This window comes from Streptomyces sp. NPDC058534 (assembly GCF_042717365.1).
Taxonomy (GTDB): Bacteria; Actinomycetota; Actinomycetes; order Streptomycetales; family Streptomycetaceae; genus Streptomyces.
Window position 1 is genome coordinate 1 of sequence record NZ_JBHXNW010000033.1, and the last position, 17,124, is coordinate 17,124.

Below are 17,124 nucleotides of genomic sequence, written 5' to 3' on the forward strand. Positions count from 1 at the left end.
CTCGCCGCACGGGGCCCTGACCCAAGTACATCCAGTACGAGGATCAGGGCCCCGCGCGCCGAGAGCACGCACCTGACGCCGCGAGGCCCGCCCTCCGGGCGGACGACGGGAGTTTGACGACAGGACCTAGCCGGGACGGCCGCCCGCCCGCACGCCGTCCGCGGGGTCCGGCCACGTACCATGGCGGCATGTCGTTCCTCCGCCGCCGCAGCGCCACGCCCGCCGGGCCCGACTTCGACGTCCTGGCCATGGACCCGGGCGACTGGCCCGGCAATCTGGGCGCCGGCCTGCTGCCCGCGCCCGACGGCAGCTGCCAGGGCGTCTTCCTGCGCTACGACCTGTTCGGCGGCCGCGGCCCCGCGATGATCATCGGCAACCTGCCGGACGGCTCCCCGGCCCGCGAGGTCCCCGACGGTGAGATCCCCTTCGAGGTGGCCCAACTGCTGCTCGCGCTGGAGAACGACGAGGAGGTCACCGTCGTCGGCGCCGAGGACGTCCCGGTGATGCAGGGCGACAACCTGCTGATCGTGCGCCGCCTCAAGCTCTCCGAGGGACGGATCTCCTGCGTGCAGTTCGACCGCAGCGACGGCGTCCTGGTGACCATCGCCGCCTGGGACCGCCCGATCACCGACGACCTGTACGCCCTGCTGAAGCCGCTCCCGGCGGAGCTTTTCCAGCAGGGCTGACCCGGCGGCGGCTACCGCACGGTCGAGAGCGTGACGTCGGCGGCGCGCACGTACCCGACCCGGTGGCCGTACTGGATCTCGAAGTACTGGTCCTCGCCCCGCACCACCCGGTGGGAGGCCGTGTCGAAACCGACCGCGTAGTAGTACTCGCCGGGAACCTTCTCACCGACCACGTACTTCTGCCCCTTGCCCAGCGTGTACGGCAGCGGCGACACGGCCTGGGCGGGTACGTCCGCCGGGTAGGCCGCCTTCTCCGGGTACGCCCGTCCGTACACCGGGACGCTGTCCAGCCCCTTCCTCGGGGTGATCACCCGGCCCGACGCGGGCACGGCCGCCGGGTTCTTCGCGGGGTTGTGGAACCAGGCCTTCTGGCCCAGGTACCAGATGGCCGTCCAGTCGCGCCACCGGTCGGCCACCGCGTACTGCTGCCCCGTGGAGACCCGGGACGACAGGTCGTTCACGCCCGTCGTCGGCGCCGAGCCGAGGCCGATGTCCTTGATCAGGGGCGCGTTCACGTCATGGTCGGAGTAAAGACGCACCGCGCTGGAGCCGTGCGTCGCGCAGGACTCGCCCGCCTTCTCGCAGCCGGTGTACTCCGGGCGGTTGGCGGAGTAGTCGGGGCGGATCGTCACCAAGGGGGACTTCCGGCCGGCGGTCGGCTCCAAGGGGCGGCCGAGCAGCCGGAAGTAGTGCCGCCAGTCCCAGTACGGGCCCGGGTCGGTGTGCATGCCCGGGATCGTCGCGGTCGTGGTGCCGGGGACGGTGTCGTGGCCCAGGATGTGCTGCCGGTCCAGCGGGATGTCGTACTTCCCCGCCAGGTACCTCACCAGCCGCGCCGACGAGCGGTACATGGCCTCCGTGTACCAGGCGTCCGGCTCCGCCAGGAACCCCTCGTGCTCCAGCCCGATCGACTTGGCGTTGACGTACCAGTTGCCCGCGTGCCAGGCCACGTCCTTCGCCTTCACGTGCTGGGCGATGTGCCCGTCGGTGGAGCGGAGCGTGTAGTTCCAGGAGACGTAGGCGGGGTCCTGGACCATGTTGAGGACGCCGTCCCAGGCGCCTTCCGTGTCGTGCACGACGATGTACCGGATGCGCTGCGAGGCGGGCCGGTTCCCCAGGTCGTGGTTGCCGTAGTCGCCGTCCCCGAACTCCACGTACGGTGCGGGGATCCACTCGCAGGACACCGACTTCGGGCACTCGGTGCCGGCGGCCGAGGCGGCGCGCAGACCGGCGTCGCCCAGCCGCGCGGTGTCGGGGGCCAGGCCCGGACGGGCGGCCAGGGTGACGCGCTGCCCGGCGTCCGTGGTCCGTCGCTCGCCCGCGCGGATCACCTCGAACACGTCGTTCGCGTACGCCGCCGCCGTCGCCGAGTCCTCCGCGCCCGAGAAGCGGGCCACCGCCCCGTACCAGTCCGCCGGGTCCGCGCTGAGCGGCTCGCCCAGTTCCCGCTGGGCGGCGGCCAGCAACGCGGCACCGCCGGACACGTTCGCGGCCGGGTCGGTGCGCAGGGCCTCCGCGCTCAGACCGGTCAGCTCGGCCGCCCGCGGCAGCGTCGTCAGCCGGTCCGGCAGGGCGGCGGCGCGCGTGGCCCGCGCCTTCGGGGGCAGTGGGGCACGGGCGGCGTCGCCGCGCGGGTCCTCGGTGCCCTCGTCGTGGTGCGAGGCCCCTTCCAGGGCCGTGCGGGCGTCGGTCAGGTGCAGCGGTCCGTAGCCGCCGGTCACGCTCGGCGCTCCGCCGTGCGCGTCCCAGCGGGACTGGAGGTAGGAGACGCCGAGCAGGACGCTCTGCGGCACCCGGTACTCGGCCGCCGCGGTGGCGAACGCCCGCTGGAGGCGGTCGGTGGCGGGCGGTGCGTCGGAGGGACCGGCGACGGACGGTGCCGCGCCGAGCAGCGGCAGCAGCAGCGCGGCGACGGCCAGGGCGGGCACTACGGGGGATCCTCGCAAAGCGGCCTCCTGTGACGGTCGGACGTGGGGGGGGCGTGCGGGGCCGGGCGTGGGTCAGTGTTACCCGGCGGTCCGACAATCCGTCAATCATGCCGTCATGGCGGCGATTTCCCACGTCAGCAGGGTGTCCGGCGAGTTTCGTGGCGGCGGGGCACCGGCCTGCGCGGCGTCAGTGGCGTACACCAATGGCCCCTACATGTACCTGGACACAGAAATCCGCGGTGCGCCCGAGGGGCACACCGCGGACCCGTCGTCCTTCCCGTCAGCGCGTGCCGACCGCCGCCCGCACGGCCCGGCGGGCCATCTGGCAGTCGTCGTGCAGCCGACGCAGCAGCAGCCGCTGCTCCTCGCCGGTCGGCGTGGCACCGGGGTGGGCCGGCGTGGCCGCCGGGGCGGAGGCCGAGTCGTGCATCGAACGCTGCACGGCCGTCTCGTAGGTACGGATCTCCCGGGTCAGTACGAGCATCAGGTTCACCAGGAAGGCGTCGCGCGCCGCCGTGCCCGTCGACTGGGCGATCTGGCTGATCTGACGGCGGGCCACCGGAGCGTCGCCGAGGACCGCCCACAGCGTCGCCAGGTCGTAGCCGGGCAGGTACCAGCCGGCGTGCTCCCAGTCCACCAGGACCGGACCGGCCGGTGACATGAGGACGTTGGACAGCAGCGCGTCGCCGTGGCAGAACTGCCCCATGCCCTGGCGTCCGCTCGCGTGGGCGATGCCGTGCAGCAGTTTCTGGAGGTCGCCCAGGTCCCGGTCGGTGAGCAGCCCCAGCTCGTGATAGCGGGAGATCCGGGCCGCGTAGTCCAGTGGGGCGTCGAACGCCCCGGCCGGCGGCCGCCAGGCGTTCAGCCGGCAGACCGCGCCCAGCGCCGCCCTGATGTCCGCGCGCGGCGGGGCCTCCACGGGGTGCCGCTGCAACGCGGCCACCCGTCCCGGCATCCGCTCGATCACCAGCGTGCCGTTGTCCGGATCCGCCGCGATCAGCCTCGGCACCCGCACCGGAGGGCGCTGCCGGACGAACGAGCGGTATGCCCCTATCTCGTGCCGGATCCGCTCCGACCACGCCGGTGAGTGGTCCAGTAAGCACTTGGCGACCGCCGTGCTGCGCCCGGTCGTACCGACCAGGAGCACGGAGCGCCCGCTGCGGCGCAGTACCTGCACGGGGGAGAACTCCGGGCAGATGCGGTGCACGGAGGCGATAGCCGTGCGCAGTTGGGCCCCCTGGGGGCCGGACAGGTCGATTCTTCCGCTGAGCGGCTGCGTGCCGGGCCCCGCGCCGCGCCGCGCCCTGCCCGCCCCGAGCACCGGGGCCGCCGGACGCGCGGGGGCGAGATAGGGGCCGCCGCCCGCCGTCGGGCGGGGGTGCAGCGAGCGCTGCGGGGCGGACACGGAGGACGATGCTGCGTACATGGGCGAGACAGATCCCTTCGTGTGCCTGCTGTGCCTGCCTGAAGACCGGCGCCCGCCCGTGGTGTCCGGAGAAGCGCGTCTTCCGTAAGCCGTCGTGCCGCCCGACCGGCCGCCCGGGGGTCACCCTGGGGAGTAACTCCACTGCGACCGGGTCGGGGTGGCGCATTCCTACCTGACACCCGGCCGCCCCTGGCACACCATCTGGCGCACCCTGGCGAACGGTGGCGAATAGTCGCCCGGCAACCCGCACCGGGCTACTGTCAACTCAGCCGAGAACCTGGGGGCTTGACGTGAGCGGAGAACCCAACACCCGTCTTTCGGACCTGTTCGGCCTGGCCGGCTGGTCCAAGGGCGAGCTCGCGAGGATGGTGAACCGGCAGGCGGCGGCCATGGGCCACCTCCAGCTGGCGACCGACACCTCGCGGGTGCGGCGGTGGATCGACATGGGAGAGATCCCGCGCGATCCGGTGCCGCGGGTGCTGGCGGTTCTGTTCACCGAGCGACTCGGCCGTGTCGTGACCATCGAGGACCTCGGTCTGGTCCGGCACGGGCGCGCGGGGAAACGGCAGGGCGGCGGGAGCGAGGAACATCCCGACGGAGTGCCGTGGGCGCCCGAGCGGACTGCGGCGGTCCTCACCGAATTCACGGGAATGGACCTCATGCTCAACCGACGCGGCTTGGTGGGCGCGGGCGCCGCGCTCGCCGCGGGCTCCGCACTCAGCAGCGCCATGCACGACTGGCTGCACACCGACCCGGCCCTCGCGGCCGACGCCCCCCAACTCCGCCACCCCCTGCACGCCGACCCCGCCGGGTTCGACCGCTACGAGGCCGCCCCCATCGGGTCGCAGGAAGTGGAGGAACTGGAGCGCTCGGTCGAGGTGTTCCGCGCCTGGGACGCCGCCCGTGGCGGTGGACTCCAGCGCAAGGCCGTGGTGGGCCAGCTCAACGAGGTGGGCGGCATGCTCGCCTACCACCACCCACCCCATCTCCAGCGGCGCCTGTGGGGCGTCGCCGCCAACCTCGCCGTCCTCGCGGGCTGGATGTCGCACGACGTCGGCCTGGAACCCACGGCCCAGAAGTACTTCGTCATCGCCGCCCACGCCGCACGCGAGGGCGGTGACCGGCCCCGGGCCGGGGAGGCGCTCTCCCGGGCGGCCCGCCAGATGGTGCACCTGGGCCGGCCCGACGACGCGCTCGACCTGATGAAGCTCGCCAAGTCCGGTTCCGGCGAGCAGGTGCTGCCGCGCACCCAGGCCATGCTCTGCACCATCGAGGCCTGGGCACAGGCATCCATGGGCAAGGGCCAGGCCATGCGCCGCACCCTGGGGCGGGCCGAGGACCTCTTCGTCTCCGACAAGGCGGACGTGCCGCCGCCGGACTGGATGCAGACGTTCAAGGAGGAGGACCTGCTCGGCATGCAGGCCCTGGCCTACCGGACGCTCGCCGACTTCGAACCGGGCGCCGCCGTGCACGCGCAGTACTACGCGGAGAAGGCCCTGGCCCTGAGGATCGACGGCCGGCAGCGGTCGAAGATCTTCGACTATCTGTCCATGGCCTCCGCCTGCTTCATCGCCGACGACCCCGAACAGGCGGACCGGTACGCGCGCCTGGCCCTGGTGTCGATGGGGTCCAACTCCTCCCAGCGGACCTGGGACCGGCTGCGGCAGATGTACCGGCTCACCGCCGAGTACGCCGGATACCCGAGGATCCAGGAGCTGCGCGAGGAGATCGAACTGGCGCTGCCCAAGGGCAAGTCGGCCAGGGGAAAGGGGAGGGGCGGCAGCGTCGCGCCGGCGTAGGGGGCGACGCGTCGTTCAGGGCGCCACCCGGGTCACCAGCACACAGGCGTCGTCCATCGGCGCCGGGGACCCGGCCAGTTCCTCCGTCGCGATCCGTACGCCGTCCCGCGCCGAGCCCGACCCGGTCAGCCGGGGGGCCAGGGAGAGGAGGTGGGCCACGGCCGCGGGCTCCGTCGCGCCGGTGTGCAGGAGCAGCAGGTCGTCCGGTTCGAGGGTCGCCTCGCCCTGCCCGGACAGCGCACGCCCCGCTCCCGCGCGGAACAGCAGCAGCGGGACCCGGTGCCCGGCCCCGGCCCCGGCCCAGGTCAGGGTGCGGGTTCGGGGCGCGTAGCCGCAGTACACGGCGGAGCGGACGGGCGGCAGGGCGGTGGCTTCGAGTAACCCGGCCAGCCGGTCGGGGAGTTGCGGGGGCCGGATCCCCGCCAGGGCCAGGCCCCGCAGGGCGCCGATCAGCATCACCGGGCCCTGCGCCCCGCCGGTGTCCACGCCGGGGAGGTCGCCGGCGGCGAAGAGGGTCTCGTCGCCGGTGAGCGGGCACGCGTCGTACCAGGCGCTGTGCCGGGGCGCGTGGTCCGACGAGGGCAGGTACCCGGCGGCCAGGTCGAGGCCCGGCCGTCCCTGGTGCGGGAACCGCAGGAGGTCGTGCCAGGGCGCGGACGCGGCCTCCCGCGGTTCGACCGCGGCCCGTGGCCCGGTGTCCGCGGGCAGCGGACGGTGACGGAGCGAGTCACGGGTCTCGCTCACCACCCGCTGGCTGCGGCGCAGTTCGCCGACGTCCCGCAGCACCGCCCACATCGAGGCGGTGCTGCCGTCGGCGTCGAGCACGGGCTCGCCCATCATGTGCACGGTGCGCACGGTGCCGTCGGGGCGCACGACGCGGAACTCCCCGTCGATGGGCCGGCCGTCGACGAGACAGTCCGTGACCATCGCGGTCAGCTTGGGGCGGTCCTCGGTGGGCACCAGGGACGGGAGTTCGTCAAGGCTGAGCGGGGTGGAGGCGGGGTCGCGGCCGAGGATCTGGAACAGTTCCCCGGACCAGTCGGCCTCGTCCGTCAGCAGGTTCCACTCCGCGCTGCCGACCCGGCTGAGCAGCGAACCGGGCCGTGGCGCGGGCGCCGGGCCGTCCCGGAGCTGCGCCAAGTGCGCGTCGAGGTCGGTGAGTTGATGCAGCGCCAGGTCGTACAGCGCGCGCTGCCACCGTCCCCGGGGGTCCGCCGCCTCGCCCTGGCTGTCCCGCCGTACCGCGTCCACGTCGCCACGCAGCCGCCGCGTCTGCGATATGAGTGCCTCGACCGAGCCGCGGCCGGGCGGCTGGGCGGCGGGGTGGTCCGCGGAGAGATGGGGCGACATGACGCACTCCGATGTGCAGACGGTACGACCAGGGTGAACCGGGGCCGGCGGAAGGACCGTTACGACTGTTGCACAGCCCGCGACGGCCCGTAAGGGATTCGGCAACACACGATACGGGGGTGCTTCCGGCATATGCCAGCGTCTTGCCGGAGTGACTTCGGTACGTGGGCGGCGTACGTGCGGCGGAGCCCAAGTCGTAGAGCCCCTACGGGACTTGACGGGCGTCGGATCCCGGGGGCGTCGTCGCCCTGGTGTTCGGTGGACCCTTGTTCTATGTCGGGTCATGGAGGGCCGGCCGCGGTGCCAGTCCGACCGGCGTGCGTTCACCCGTCTCCAGCGCCCGCACCCCGGCCTCGGCGACCGCGGACGCGGCGTACCCGTCCCAGGCGCCGGGACCGGTGACCCGGCCGCGGCGGGTGGCGTCCACCCAGGTCTGGACCTGGCGGTCGTAGGCGTCGGCGAACCGTACGAGGTAGTCCTGCGGCACCTCCTCCCGGGCGCCGCCCGCCGCCGTCACCAGCATGCCGTGCGCCTCACCGATCCGGGCGCTGCCCGCCTCGCAGACGGCCTCGCAGCGCACCTCGTAGCCGAAGCCGCAGTTGACGAAGACCTCCACGTCCACCACCGCGCCGCCGTCGGTCTCGAACAGCACCAGCTGCGGATCGAGCAGGCCCTCGGGCGCGCCCGCCGACGGCCGCGGCCGGAGCACGGTCACCGCGCTCAGCTCCTGTCCCAGCAGCCAGCGGGCGGCGTCGATCTCGTGCGAGACGGAGCTGTTGACCAGCATCGCCGAGGTGAAGTGCGGCGGCGAGGAGACGTTGCGGTGCACGCAGTGCAGCATCAGGGGCCGGCCCAGCCGCCCGCCGTCAAGGAGCGACTTCAGCTGCCGGTACTCGGTGTCGTACCGGCGCATGAACCCGATCTGCGTCAGCCGCCTGCCGAGCCGCGCCTCCGCCTCCACCACGCGCAGCGCGCCCGCGGAGTCCGGCACCATCGGCTTCTCGCACAGCACCGGCAGCCCCCGCGCGAACGCGGCCAGCAGGGCCTCCTCATGCGCCTCCCCGGGCGAGGCGATCAGGACCGCCCGGACGCCCGGCGCGTCGAGCGCGGCCACGGCGTCCGTGTGCACGGTGACCCCGTCGATGCCGCCCACGGCCTCCTTCGCCCGCTCCGCGTCGGGGTCCGCGACCGCGGCGACCCTGGCGCCGCTCACCACCGCGTCGAGGCGCCGTACGTGGTCGGCGCCCATGTGTCCCGCGCCCAGGACCGCCACACCCAGAAGTTCGCTCACGCTCCGCAGCTCCTTCCCCGCCCGCCGCGCACCCGCGGGCGGCGGGTGCGTGTACGGCGATCAGGGTTTCATGGTCGTCACAGCCGTCAAGGGGGGGACGGCCCGCGAGGGGCGGCCGCCGGCGTCAGTAGCGCAGCACCCCCGCGATGCCGGACGCGTCCCCGAGCGCGCCGTCCGGCACGAAGCGGACGTCGGCACCGGTCTCCAGGCACTGCTCGACGATCTCGTCCACGATGTCCTCGCGGGCGTCGAGGTCCCCGTCGAACGCCGGGAGCAGGTGCTCACCGTCGTCGCGCATCGTCACCTTGAAGTTCTCCTCGACGGCGAGCAGCCGGACGCGGCCGCTGTGGGCGCTCTCCCACAGCTCGTCGACCCCGGCCGCGAAGTCCTTGCGCCCGCGGGCCGCGTCCAGTTCCCTGGCCACCGCCTCCACGGACCCCTTCGCCTCGTCGTCGAGCACCTGCCGCACCGCCTGCCACACGGCCTCGGGCGTGCCGTGCGCGAGACCGCCGTGCGGGACCAGCACCGCGCCCGCGGCGAGGGTGCCCGCCTCGTCGAACAGGGACAGCGCGGGCTCGGGACCGGTGACGTACAGCGGCCGGGGATGCGCGCGCAGGATCTTGCCCATCGCGGTGTCGGCGTCGCGCAGGAACCGGCGGATGCCCTCGTCGCGGAAGGTGCTCGGCGCGTCGCCGATCTGCTCCTGGCGCTCGGGGTCGAAGTCCTCGGCGGGCCGGTCGAACGGGAAGCCGCCGAGGTGTTCCTCGACGACCCGGTCCGCGCCGCCGCTCCACAGCCTGACGCGGTCGGCGGCGACCGACAGCACCCAGAACGGGCGTTCGGCGGCCTGCGCGGCGACGAGGTTGCGGGTCAGGAAGGTGTCCGAGAGGACCACACGTTCGGGCACGGAACGGGCGAGTGTCCAGACCTGGTGCTCACCGGGAGCGGCGAAGATCGCCAAGCCGTCCTCGGCGTAGGTCAGATCGACCTCGGCGAGGGCCCGGTCGAGCTCCCGGGACACCTCCGTGCGACGTTCGCGGGTGACCGCGGGATCGTCCTCCAGCTGTTTCTTGGCCGCGGCGACCACGTTGCGCAGCCGGACCCGGTCCTGGGCGTTGTCCGGTTCGCGGCGGTGGGTCGGCGTCAGCACGGACACGGCCGGATACGGGCGGGGGCGCCGCAGCTCGGCGAGGGTGGCGGGACTCAGATCGTGCTCCATGTCAGCACGATAGGACCGTTGGACGGATAGGGCATATCGATCACATCGGGCAGCCGGGGCAGTCGGCGTGGTCGGGTGGCCGGGTGCTCAGTCGGTCCCGCCCTCGCCGCTCTCCGGTCCGCAGGAGCTGCCGTCGGGCGGCAGGGAGCCGTAGAGCAGGAAGTCGTCGACCTTGCGGTGCACGCACTGGGAGGACGCGTACCCGGTGTGTCCCTCGCCCCGGTTGTCGAGGACCACGGCCGAGGGCCCAAGCCGCTTCGCGGTCTCCGTGGTCCAGCGGTACGGCGTGGCCGGGTCGCCCCGGGTGCCGACGAGCAGCATCCTGGCGGTGTCGAGGTCCTTCACGTCGTCGCGGACGTAGTCGGTGCCCCGGGGGCGCCCGTAGCACATGAGCACCTGGGTGAGGCGGTACCGGCCGAAGACCGGCGACACCTCCTCGTACCGCGCGCGAAGCCGGTCCAGGGACCCGGTGACCTCGGCGGCCGTGGGGCGGTCGGGGTCGTCGGCGCAGTTGACCGCCATCAGGGCGGCCGGAAGGTTGTCCAAGGGGATGTCCTCCTCGTCCGTGAGGCCCGCCCGCGCGGGCTCACGGCCCGCCGCGGCCGACCCCGCACGGACCGGGAAGGTGAAGCCGCCGGAGGAGAAGCCCTCCAGGCCCCGGGTGTCGCCGTCCTCCAGCAGCTGCGCCAGCGCCCGCTCCAGCAAGGGCCACAGCTCCTGGCTGTACAGCGCCTGGCCTATGGCGCCCACCATGTCCTGACCGGAGAAGGGCTCACCGAACGCCGACGGCACCGGGTCGGCGTCGAGCGAGGCGACGAGCCGCTCGACATGCTCCCGGGCGGCCCGGGCGTCCTGGCCGAACGGACAGGCGATGTCCTCCACGCACCAGTCGAGGAAGTTCTCCAGCGCGGTCTGCTGACCCCGCGCACCGGCCAGCCCCTGCTCGGACAGCGGTTCCGTCAGCGTGTCCACGCCGTCCAGCACCATCCGGCCGACCTTGTCCGGGAAGCGGGCCGCGTAGACCGCGCCCAGTCGGGTGCCGTAGGAGAAGCCCAGGTAGTTGAGCCGGTCGTCGCCGAGGGCGCTGCGCATCACGTCCATGTCGCGGGCGGCGTCGACCGTGCCCATGTGGTGCAGCACGGGTCCTGAGTACTTCGCGCACTCGGCCGCCGCGTCCCGCAGCCGTCCGAGCACGTCCTCGGGGTCGGTGACCGGCTCGTCCCCGCCCGTCGCCTCGATGATCTCCAGGGTGGCCGGGCCGCAGGTCACCGGGGAGGACCGGCCGACGCCGCGGGGGTCGAAGGTGACCACGTCGTAGCCGTTGGTGAGATGCATGAAGTCCTTGCCCCCGACGGAGAGTTCGCTGACTCCCGAGCCGCCGGGACCGCCGAAGTTCAGCAGCACCGAGCCGCGCGATTCGCCGGTCGCCCGGTACCGGGCCAGCGCCAGGTCGAGGGTCTCGCCCTTCGGCCGGTCGTAGTCGAGGGGGACGGTGGCCTTCCCGCACTGGAGGTCCTTCGGCATCTCCATGCCCTCGCACGCCGACCAGGTGACCTTCTGATCGTAGAACCGGGAGAGATCCGGTCCGGTGTCCCGTGCGGCCGCGGCGGGCAGCCCCGCACCCAGCAGGGACAGGCCGAGCGCTCCGCTGACCGCGCAGCGCCGGACAGAGGGCCGAGTCGACGGCTTGGCCTGCATCGATGCCTCCCGGGCGCCCTGTCGCGGACCCGTGGTCGGCGCCACTCGATCACCATAAGCGGGCCTCGCACCCGGCGCCTCCGGGCGCGGACCGGCCCGCGGGCCCCGCGCGGGCGCCCGCAACACCACGCCGTTTGTTCGATGAACCGTCCACTCGATGGGGTGAAAGACCGATTAGCCATAACTCGGATGGTGCGCCCGCGTTTTAACCGGTGCGGGCGAGTGCCCGCGACCATGTCTGGAAGGCAGGGACCGCATGAGAAGGGTTACCCGAAACGGTGTGCTCGCCGTCGCCGCCTCCGGCGCGCTGGCGGTGACGATGCCGGCGTATGCGGCGTTCGCGTCCGACGGTGCCACCGGCGACGGCTCCTCGGCCGGTTCGCCGGGTCTGATCTCCGGCAACACCGTCCAGCTCCCGGTGGACGTACCGGTCAACGTGTGCGGCAACACCGTGAACGTGGTGGGGCTCCTCAACCCGGCCGCGGGCAACAGTTGCGCCAACACCCAGAAGGGCGGCGGGTCCCACGAGTCGGACACGTCGCGCCAGGGGACGGGCGCCTCCGCCGGCACGTCGGGCGGCGCGCACGCCGAGGGGGGCGGAAAGGACTCGCCGGGCGTGCTGTCCGGCAACGGCGTGCAGGTGCCGGTGCACCTCCCGGTGAACGTCAGCGGCAACAGCGTCAACGTGGTCGGCATCGGCAACCCGGCCGTCGGCAACGAGTCGACGAACGGGTCGGACGACGACCCCGAGCGCCCGCCGGCACTCGCCGAACCGGAGCCGTCCGCGCCCGAGAAGGAGCGCGCCCAGCCGGAGCCGGTCTCGCACACCGCACCGCCACGCGCGTCGGCGGCCCTCGCCCACACCGGGGCGGAACAGGCCCTGTCCGTGCTCGCGGGCGGCGCGGTGCTCGTCCTCGGCGGTGCCGTCCTCTATCGGCGCTTCCGCCCGGGTGCCGAGAGCTGACCGGGGCCCGGACGCACATACCGGGGCGCCCTTCCGTCCGGAGGGGCGCCCCGTCCGTGCACACGGCCCCGCGCGCTCAGCCGCGCCCTTCGTGAAACCGCCGGTGCAACGCGTGGATCTCCTCGGTGAGTTCCGGTACCGGCCCGTCCACGGTCACGCCGGGCGCCACCTCCCGCACCGCCAACGGCCGCACCGGCGAGGCCGGGACGCCCAGCTCCGCCAGCCAGCCTCCCAACTGCTCGGACGAGGCGACGTACACGATGCGCCCCAGGCCCACCCAAGCGTGCGCGGCGGCGCACATCGGGCAGTGCTCCCCGGACGTGTACACCGTGGCCCCGGCCCGCTCCCCGGGGGTGAGGTGGGCGGCGGACCAGCGCGCCAGCTCGAACTCCGGGTGACGGGTGCGGTCGCCGCCGGCCACCCGGTTGCGGTCCTCGGCCAGCACCGTGCCGTCCGCGCCGGCCAGCACCGACCCGAACGGCTCGTCGCCGGCCTCCAGTGCCCGCGCCGCCAGCTCCACACAGCGGCGCAGATGCGGCAGTTCGACGTCCTTCACGACCATGGCGTACGGCCTTCCTCGCGACGCGGCCCCGTCCACCAGCCTATGTCCGCCGGCTTCCGGCGTCCTTGCTATCGCTACTCGCGAGAGTTACAGTCTCTAACTAAAGCGAGCAGCACTAGCAACGCGACGTACTGGAAGAGGAGCGCCATGCCCGCCGTCACCCCGCAGCCGCACGTCCCGCACACCGTTCTCGGATCCGGCCCCGCCGGGACCGCGCTCGCCCGTGAACTGGCACGCAGGGGACACCCCGTCCGCCTGGTGGACCGGCGGAGCGACGGCCCCGCGGTCGAGGGCGTCGAGCGGTTCGCCGCCGACGTGAGCACGATCCAAGGAGCCCGGGCCGCCATAGCCGACGCGGCCGTGGTGTACCACTGCGTCAACGTCGCCTATCACCTCCAGGTCGAAGTGATGCCCCGCGTCCAGAAGGCCGTACTGGCCGCGGTCGAGGAGACCGGCGTCCGCCTCGTCGTGCTCGACACGCTCTACCCGTACGGCGAGACCGGGGGAGCCATGATGACCGAGGACAGCCCCTGGCAGGCGACGAGCCGCAAGGGCCGGATGCGCGCCGAACTGGACGAGCGGTACCTCGCCGCGCACCGGACCGGCCGGGCCCGCGTGGTCCTCGGCCGCAGCGCCGACTTCGTCGGTCCCGGCGTACTCAACTCGTCCCTCGGTGCGGCCGTCTTCCCCGGCGCGCTCACCGGCGGAGAGGTCGTGGGCTTCGGCGACATCGACCTGCCGCACAGCTACACCGGTATCGAGGACGTGGCGGCCGGTCTCGCGATCCTCGGTGAGCGCCCGGAGGGCGACGGGCGGGTCTGGCACCTGCCCACCGCGCCCGCCGTCACCACGCGCGAGATCCACACGATGATCGAGAAGCGGGTGGGCCGGCCGCTGAACGTCGTGCTGCTCGCCCGGCCCCGCCCCTTCGGCCCGTTCGACGAGCGGTTCATGGCCGAGTACGAGGAGATGTTCTACCAGCACACGGAGCCGCAGATCGTGGACTCCACCGCCTATGAGCGGTTCTTCGGGGTGGCCCCGACGCCGCTCGCGGACACCCTGGACGCGACCGTCACCTGGTACGAGGCGTGGCTCGCCGACCGGTGACGGTCATCGTCTCAGCGGCCCGGTCGCGACCGGGACCGGGCCAGTGCGGCCACGCCGACCGCGGCCAGCCCGATCTGGATGAGCCACTCGATCCAGTCCACGCCGTCGGTGTCGGCCACGTCGAACGCCGAGGCGACCGCCGACCCGAGCAACGCGGCCAGGATGCCGACGGCGATCGTCCACAGGACGCCGATGCGCTGGCGCCCCGGGACCGCGAGGCGGCCCAGAACGCCGATGACGATACCGATGACGATGGCACTGATGACGCCGTCGATCTCCATCTCCACCCCACTTCGTCAGGTCCCCCGCTGTAGTGCTTCTGCCCACTGCCGACAGGCGCAGTCCGCCGCGCTCCGACCTGCCCCGGGCCGGGACGTGGGGGACCTCTCCGGACACGGGCGGGCCGGCCCGCGCGTGAGCGGACCGGCTCGTGCGGCTCCCTTCCCGGGTGTCTAACTCTTCGGGGCGCTCCGCGCCGCCGTACCGGCGCAGACCATGCCCAGGACCAGGGCGAGTGCGCCGATGATGATGTTGTTCCAGATGACGCCGGCGTCCGGGCCCGAGCCCACGATCCACGGCGAGATGATCATCCAGACGCCCATCGCGCACATGGCCCAGCTCAGGCCGTACATGCGCTCAGGGGCGCGGCTGAATCCGAGTGCCAGCAGACCGATGGCGATGCCCACGATCAGGTTGTGGGCCACGAGCGACGGCTGGCTGGTGGTGAAGTGGAGTATCCACGGGGACACGGCACAGTAGAGGCCGAGCAGGAACACCGGCCCGTCCACGAGTGCCACGTCACGACCACCGAGCATGCGCGCGTAGCGTTCCTGCATTTCCGGGGCGTCGGGGTGGCTGGTGATGTCACTGCGGGAGTGTGAGACGTGGGCCATGAGTCGTCTCCTTCGACTTGCAGGGCCAACCGCTTCGGGTGCGGTGTGCGGTAGCGCCGCATAAGAGCATTCTGCTCTTATTTTTCCCTTATGTGTAGTCGGGGAAGCCTCTCTGTCACACCCGTGTGAAATCCGCGTTCGCGGGACGAGACCGGCCCTGATCTCCTTGACCCTGTTCGACGGCGGCTGCCACGATCGACGGCATGCCAACGCGACCGGATCTCACGCGGCGACGCCATGTCGACCTCGCACGCGTCTCCAGCGCCTCCTGTCGCACCGCGGCCTGATCCCGCCGATCCACCGCCCCTTCCTCACCATTCCTCACCCCGTCGCACCGGCCCGGCACGGCCCTGCGAGCGACTCCCCGCACCGCCCGAACCCGGTGGCCGCCCAGGCTCCCGGTGGGTCCGGTGCTTCCCATGTCCCGGTCCAGCGGCTCCCCGAAGGGAGGACGGGCCGGGAATTCCGCCGCGCGCCCCCTTGCGGAGAAAGCGCCTCGCCTTCCCGCCGTCCCGAAAAGAGGTCCCATGGCCACCGTCCTGTCCGTCTCCGGCAGCCCCTCCGCCTCCTCCCGCACCAACCGGCTGCTGCGCCACCTCGACGAACGGCTGACCGCGCAGGGCCACGACGTGATCCCGCTCGACGTCCGCACCATCCCCGCCGAGGCGCTGCTCGGCGCGGACTTCAGGCACCCCGCCATCACCGAGGCCGCCGCGCTGTTCGCCCGCGCCGACGGCGTCGTCGTCGGCACCCCCGTCTACAAGGCGTCCTACTCCGGTGACCAGGCAGGAGCCGATGCGGCGTTTGCTGGTGATCACGCCGATCCGGGCGGTGACCTTCTGGGCGGTGGCGTAGTGCCGGCCGCCGCAGGCAGTCTGGAGCTTGTCCAGTTCCTCACGGGCCTTGTCCAGGCGCCGGGTGCGGGCGGCCTGCTGGGCTTGGGCGTTGGCGCTGGAGTGGACCAGGATCCGCCGCATGGTGACCTGCGGGTCCCGCTTGCGTGGACCAGCCAGCGTCTGGGTGTCTTCCAGCACGCGGTACTGGCCACGCTGCGCGGGTGGCTTTCCCGCGTCCCGCCCGGCGGCGTAGTCGACCAGGCGGGCCTGGCCCGCGTCGAGGCCGGCGAACAGGCCATCGGGAATCTTGGCCGCAGGCGCCGGGGCGATGAACTTCACCCCGGCTTCCTGAAGGGCCAGCAGGTTGCCGTAGGAGATCAGTTCCGAGTCGCCGACCATCAGGAAGTCGCGGGGCGCGGCCAGTTCACGCAGGGCCGTCATCGCCCCGACGACCTGGGAGACCTCGCCGGCTCCGCCGTCGTAGGCACGTGGAAAACGGGGATGCCTCCGTCCGCCGAGATCGCGATCCCGGCCCGGATCTGCTTCAAATCCGCCCGGCGGTCCTTGGGATGACCGAACTTGACCTGCGGGAACCCCTCTTCCGGCCTCTCGTAGGCGCCATGCAGGGAGATGCTGGTCATGTCCCAGTGCAAGCGCGAGACATCGACCACGAACTCGGCGATCGCGCTCGCACCGACGGTGCCCACGAGGCGGTCCAGCTCGGGCGCGATGGCGTCCAGTGCCCGGCCGATGCGGTCGTCGTTGAGCAGGTCCGCCTCGATCCCGAAGACCTCCTCCACCGCCCACTCCCGGGCCCAGTCACCGATCCGTACCGGCGGCGCGGGCGCGGACAGCCGATTGGCGACCAGCACCTCGATGACCTGCCCATGGGTGAGATGCGCGACCTCACGCACCGGACACAGCCCGTCGATGATCCCGGCCACGTCAAGCCGGCGCAGAAACTCGGCAGAGGCAGGCAGAGCACCCAGACGCCTCTCCACCACCGGTGCGATCTCCACGTTCATCCGTGGACGGTGCACTCGTGGCCGCTTGGCACGCGAAATCATCGACACATCACATCAACGAACAGACCACCCATCCGGCACCGCACATGCCTCGATCCAACCGAACGAGGCATGTGCGAAATCCGGGTCTAGACGGAGGCCAGCGCGGCCAGGTGGGCCTCGCGCACCGGTGCCGTCTGGCCCTGGATCAACAGGAACACCGCCTCCCGCGCGAGCCGTTGGGCCGGGCTGTCCACACTCGTGGCCCGCCCGCCCCCCGCCCCCCCCCCCGGGGGCGGGGGCCCCCCCACGTGGACGGAACCCCCCGGCCCCCCCCCCAGCCCCACCGCGACCGGGGAGT

The 17,124-nt window shown here is 72.8% G+C and carries 15 protein-coding genes and 2 pseudogenes; 6 read left to right on the forward strand and 11 right to left on the reverse strand.

The features are described 5' to 3' along the window. Positions 1-188 precede the first annotated feature (188 nt). Positions 189-686: a hypothetical protein gene (locus tag ACFWR9_RS20970; protein WP_383844275.1), complete on the forward strand. Its 498-nt coding sequence runs from the start codon at positions 189-191 to the stop codon at positions 684-686. A gap of 11 nt (positions 687-697) precedes the next feature. Here the strand turns inward: ACFWR9_RS20970 and ACFWR9_RS20975 are convergent, their stop codons facing one another. Together ACFWR9_RS20975 and ACFWR9_RS20980 are read right to left on the reverse strand one after the other, a co-directional pair. Further along, complete coding sequence (locus ACFWR9_RS20975; RefSeq protein WP_383844278.1) at positions 698-2,614, reverse strand: N-acetylmuramoyl-L-alanine amidase; 1,917 nt, start codon at positions 2,612-2,614, stop codon at positions 698-700. A 280-nt stretch (positions 2,615-2,894) separates the two neighbouring features. Continuing rightward, positions 2,895-4,040, reverse strand: a complete 1,146-nt coding sequence (locus ACFWR9_RS20980) for an aminoglycoside phosphotransferase family protein (RefSeq protein WP_383844281.1) — start codon at positions 4,038-4,040, stop codon at positions 2,895-2,897. A gap of 290 nt (positions 4,041-4,330) precedes the next feature. Between ACFWR9_RS20980 and ACFWR9_RS20985 the strand changes: the two genes are divergently transcribed. After that, complete coding sequence (locus tag ACFWR9_RS20985; protein ID WP_383844284.1) at positions 4,331-5,839, forward strand: hypothetical protein; 1,509 nt, start codon at positions 4,331-4,333, stop codon at positions 5,837-5,839. A 15-nt stretch (positions 5,840-5,854) separates the two neighbouring features. Here the strand turns inward: ACFWR9_RS20985 and ACFWR9_RS20990 are convergent, their stop codons facing one another. The 4 genes from ACFWR9_RS20990 to ACFWR9_RS21005 all read right to left on the reverse strand — a co-directional run bounded on the left by ACFWR9_RS20990 (position 5,855) and on the right by ACFWR9_RS21005 (position 11,397). After that, entirely contained in the window at positions 5,855-7,189 is a 1,335-nt protein-coding gene (locus ACFWR9_RS20990) for a PP2C family protein-serine/threonine phosphatase (RefSeq protein ID WP_383844286.1), read from the reverse strand. Positions 7,190-7,460: 271 nt separating this feature from the next. After that, on the reverse strand, positions 7,461-8,480 hold the full coding sequence (locus tag ACFWR9_RS20995) for a Gfo/Idh/MocA family protein (RefSeq protein ID WP_383844289.1): 1,020 nt from the start codon (positions 8,478-8,480) through the stop codon (positions 7,461-7,463). Between the two features lie 124 nt (positions 8,481-8,604). Then, positions 8,605-9,699: a chemotaxis protein gene (locus ACFWR9_RS21000; protein ID WP_383844292.1), complete on the reverse strand. Its 1,095-nt coding sequence runs from the start codon at positions 9,697-9,699 to the stop codon at positions 8,605-8,607. A gap of 87 nt (positions 9,700-9,786) precedes the next feature. Then, positions 9,787-11,397 (reverse strand): alpha/beta hydrolase, encoded by a 1,611-nt coding sequence (locus ACFWR9_RS21005; protein WP_383844481.1) that lies wholly within the window; start codon positions 11,395-11,397, stop codon positions 9,787-9,789. 256 nt (positions 11,398-11,653) lie between these two features. Here ACFWR9_RS21005 and ACFWR9_RS21010 point away from each other — a divergent pair, with 256 nt between their 5' ends. Continuing rightward, the gene (locus ACFWR9_RS21010; RefSeq protein WP_383844295.1) at positions 11,654-12,361 is read left to right on the forward strand and encodes a chaplin; all 708 of its coding nucleotides are present in this window, start codon (positions 11,654-11,656) and stop codon (positions 12,359-12,361) included. A 76-nt stretch (positions 12,362-12,437) separates the two neighbouring features. Here ACFWR9_RS21010 and ACFWR9_RS21015 read toward each other — a convergent pair whose 3' ends face one another. Further along, positions 12,438-12,923 carry a nucleoside deaminase gene (locus tag ACFWR9_RS21015; protein ID WP_383844298.1) on the reverse strand — a complete coding sequence of 162 codons (486 nt, stop codon included), beginning with the start codon at positions 12,921-12,923 and terminating at the stop codon, positions 12,438-12,440. A gap of 147 nt (positions 12,924-13,070) precedes the next feature. Between ACFWR9_RS21015 and ACFWR9_RS21020 the strand changes: the two genes are divergently transcribed. After that, entirely contained in the window at positions 13,071-14,030 is a 960-nt protein-coding gene (locus ACFWR9_RS21020; RefSeq protein WP_383844301.1) for an NAD-dependent epimerase/dehydratase family protein, read from the forward strand. An 11-nt stretch (positions 14,031-14,041) separates the two neighbouring features. On the opposite strand, the gene ACFWR9_RS21025 is transcribed toward ACFWR9_RS21020, so the two are convergent. Both ACFWR9_RS21025 and ACFWR9_RS21030 read right to left on the reverse strand, forming a co-directional pair. Next, positions 14,042-14,311, reverse strand: coding sequence for a GlsB/YeaQ/YmgE family stress response membrane protein (locus ACFWR9_RS21025; protein WP_383844303.1), 270 nt, complete (start codon positions 14,309-14,311; stop codon positions 14,042-14,044). Positions 14,312-14,482: 171 nt separating this feature from the next. Then, on the reverse strand, positions 14,483-14,923 hold the full coding sequence (locus tag ACFWR9_RS21030) for an SPW repeat protein (protein ID WP_383844306.1): 441 nt from the start codon (positions 14,921-14,923) through the stop codon (positions 14,483-14,485). A 203-nt stretch (positions 14,924-15,126) separates the two neighbouring features. Between ACFWR9_RS21030 and ACFWR9_RS21035 the strand changes: the two genes are divergently transcribed. Both ACFWR9_RS21035 and ACFWR9_RS21040 read left to right on the forward strand, forming a co-directional pair. Continuing rightward, positions 15,127-15,210 (forward strand): putative leader peptide, encoded by an 84-nt coding sequence (locus ACFWR9_RS21035; protein ID WP_356367094.1) that lies wholly within the window; start codon positions 15,127-15,129, stop codon positions 15,208-15,210. 240 nt (positions 15,211-15,450) lie between these two features. Continuing rightward, positions 15,451-15,702, forward strand: a pseudogene (locus ACFWR9_RS21040) (NAD(P)H-dependent oxidoreductase); the annotation flags it as partial. Positions 15,703-16,196: 494 nt separating this feature from the next. Here the strand turns inward: ACFWR9_RS21040 and ACFWR9_RS21045 are convergent. Together ACFWR9_RS21045 and ACFWR9_RS21050 are read right to left on the reverse strand one after the other, a co-directional pair. Further along, positions 16,197-16,784: a DUF4277 domain-containing protein gene (locus ACFWR9_RS21045; RefSeq protein WP_383844309.1), complete on the reverse strand. Its 588-nt coding sequence runs from the start codon at positions 16,782-16,784 to the stop codon at positions 16,197-16,199. Positions 16,785-16,912: 128 nt separating this feature from the next. Then, a pseudogene (locus ACFWR9_RS21050) lies at positions 16,913-17,124 on the reverse strand (hypothetical protein); the annotation flags it as partial.

Coding starts and splice junctions, on each gene's coding strand:
- ACFWR9_RS21035 (WP_356367094.1), top strand. CDS start 15,127: ATGCCAACGCGACCGGATCTCACGCGGCGACGCCATGTCGACCTCGCA.
- ACFWR9_RS20980 (WP_383844281.1), bottom strand. CDS start 4,040: ATGTACGCAGCATCGTCCTCCGTGTCCGCCCCGCAGCGCTCGCTGCAC.
- ACFWR9_RS21000 (WP_383844292.1), bottom strand. CDS start 9,699: ATGGAGCACGATCTGAGTCCCGCCACCCTCGCCGAGCTGCGGCGCCCC.
- ACFWR9_RS21015 (WP_383844298.1), bottom strand. CDS start 12,923: ATGGTCGTGAAGGACGTCGAACTGCCGCATCTGCGCCGCTGTGTGGAG.
- ACFWR9_RS21010 (WP_383844295.1), top strand. CDS start 11,654: ATGAGAAGGGTTACCCGAAACGGTGTGCTCGCCGTCGCCGCCTCCGGC.
- ACFWR9_RS21005 (WP_383844481.1), bottom strand. CDS start 11,397: ATGCAGGCCAAGCCGTCGACTCGGCCCTCTGTCCGGCGCTGCGCGGTC.
- ACFWR9_RS21030 (WP_383844306.1), bottom strand. CDS start 14,923: ATGGCCCACGTCTCACACTCCCGCAGTGACATCACCAGCCACCCCGAC.
- ACFWR9_RS21025 (WP_383844303.1), bottom strand. CDS start 14,311: ATGGAGATCGACGGCGTCATCAGTGCCATCGTCATCGGTATCGTCATC.
- ACFWR9_RS20970 (WP_383844275.1), top strand. CDS start 189: ATGTCGTTCCTCCGCCGCCGCAGCGCCACGCCCGCCGGGCCCGACTTC.
- ACFWR9_RS21045 (WP_383844309.1), bottom strand. CDS start 16,784: ATGAACGTGGAGATCGCACCGGTGGTGGAGAGGCGTCTGGGTGCTCTG.
- ACFWR9_RS21020 (WP_383844301.1), top strand. CDS start 13,071: ATGCCCGCCGTCACCCCGCAGCCGCACGTCCCGCACACCGTTCTCGGA.
- ACFWR9_RS20990 (WP_383844286.1), bottom strand. CDS start 7,189: ATGTCGCCCCATCTCTCCGCGGACCACCCCGCCGCCCAGCCGCCCGGC.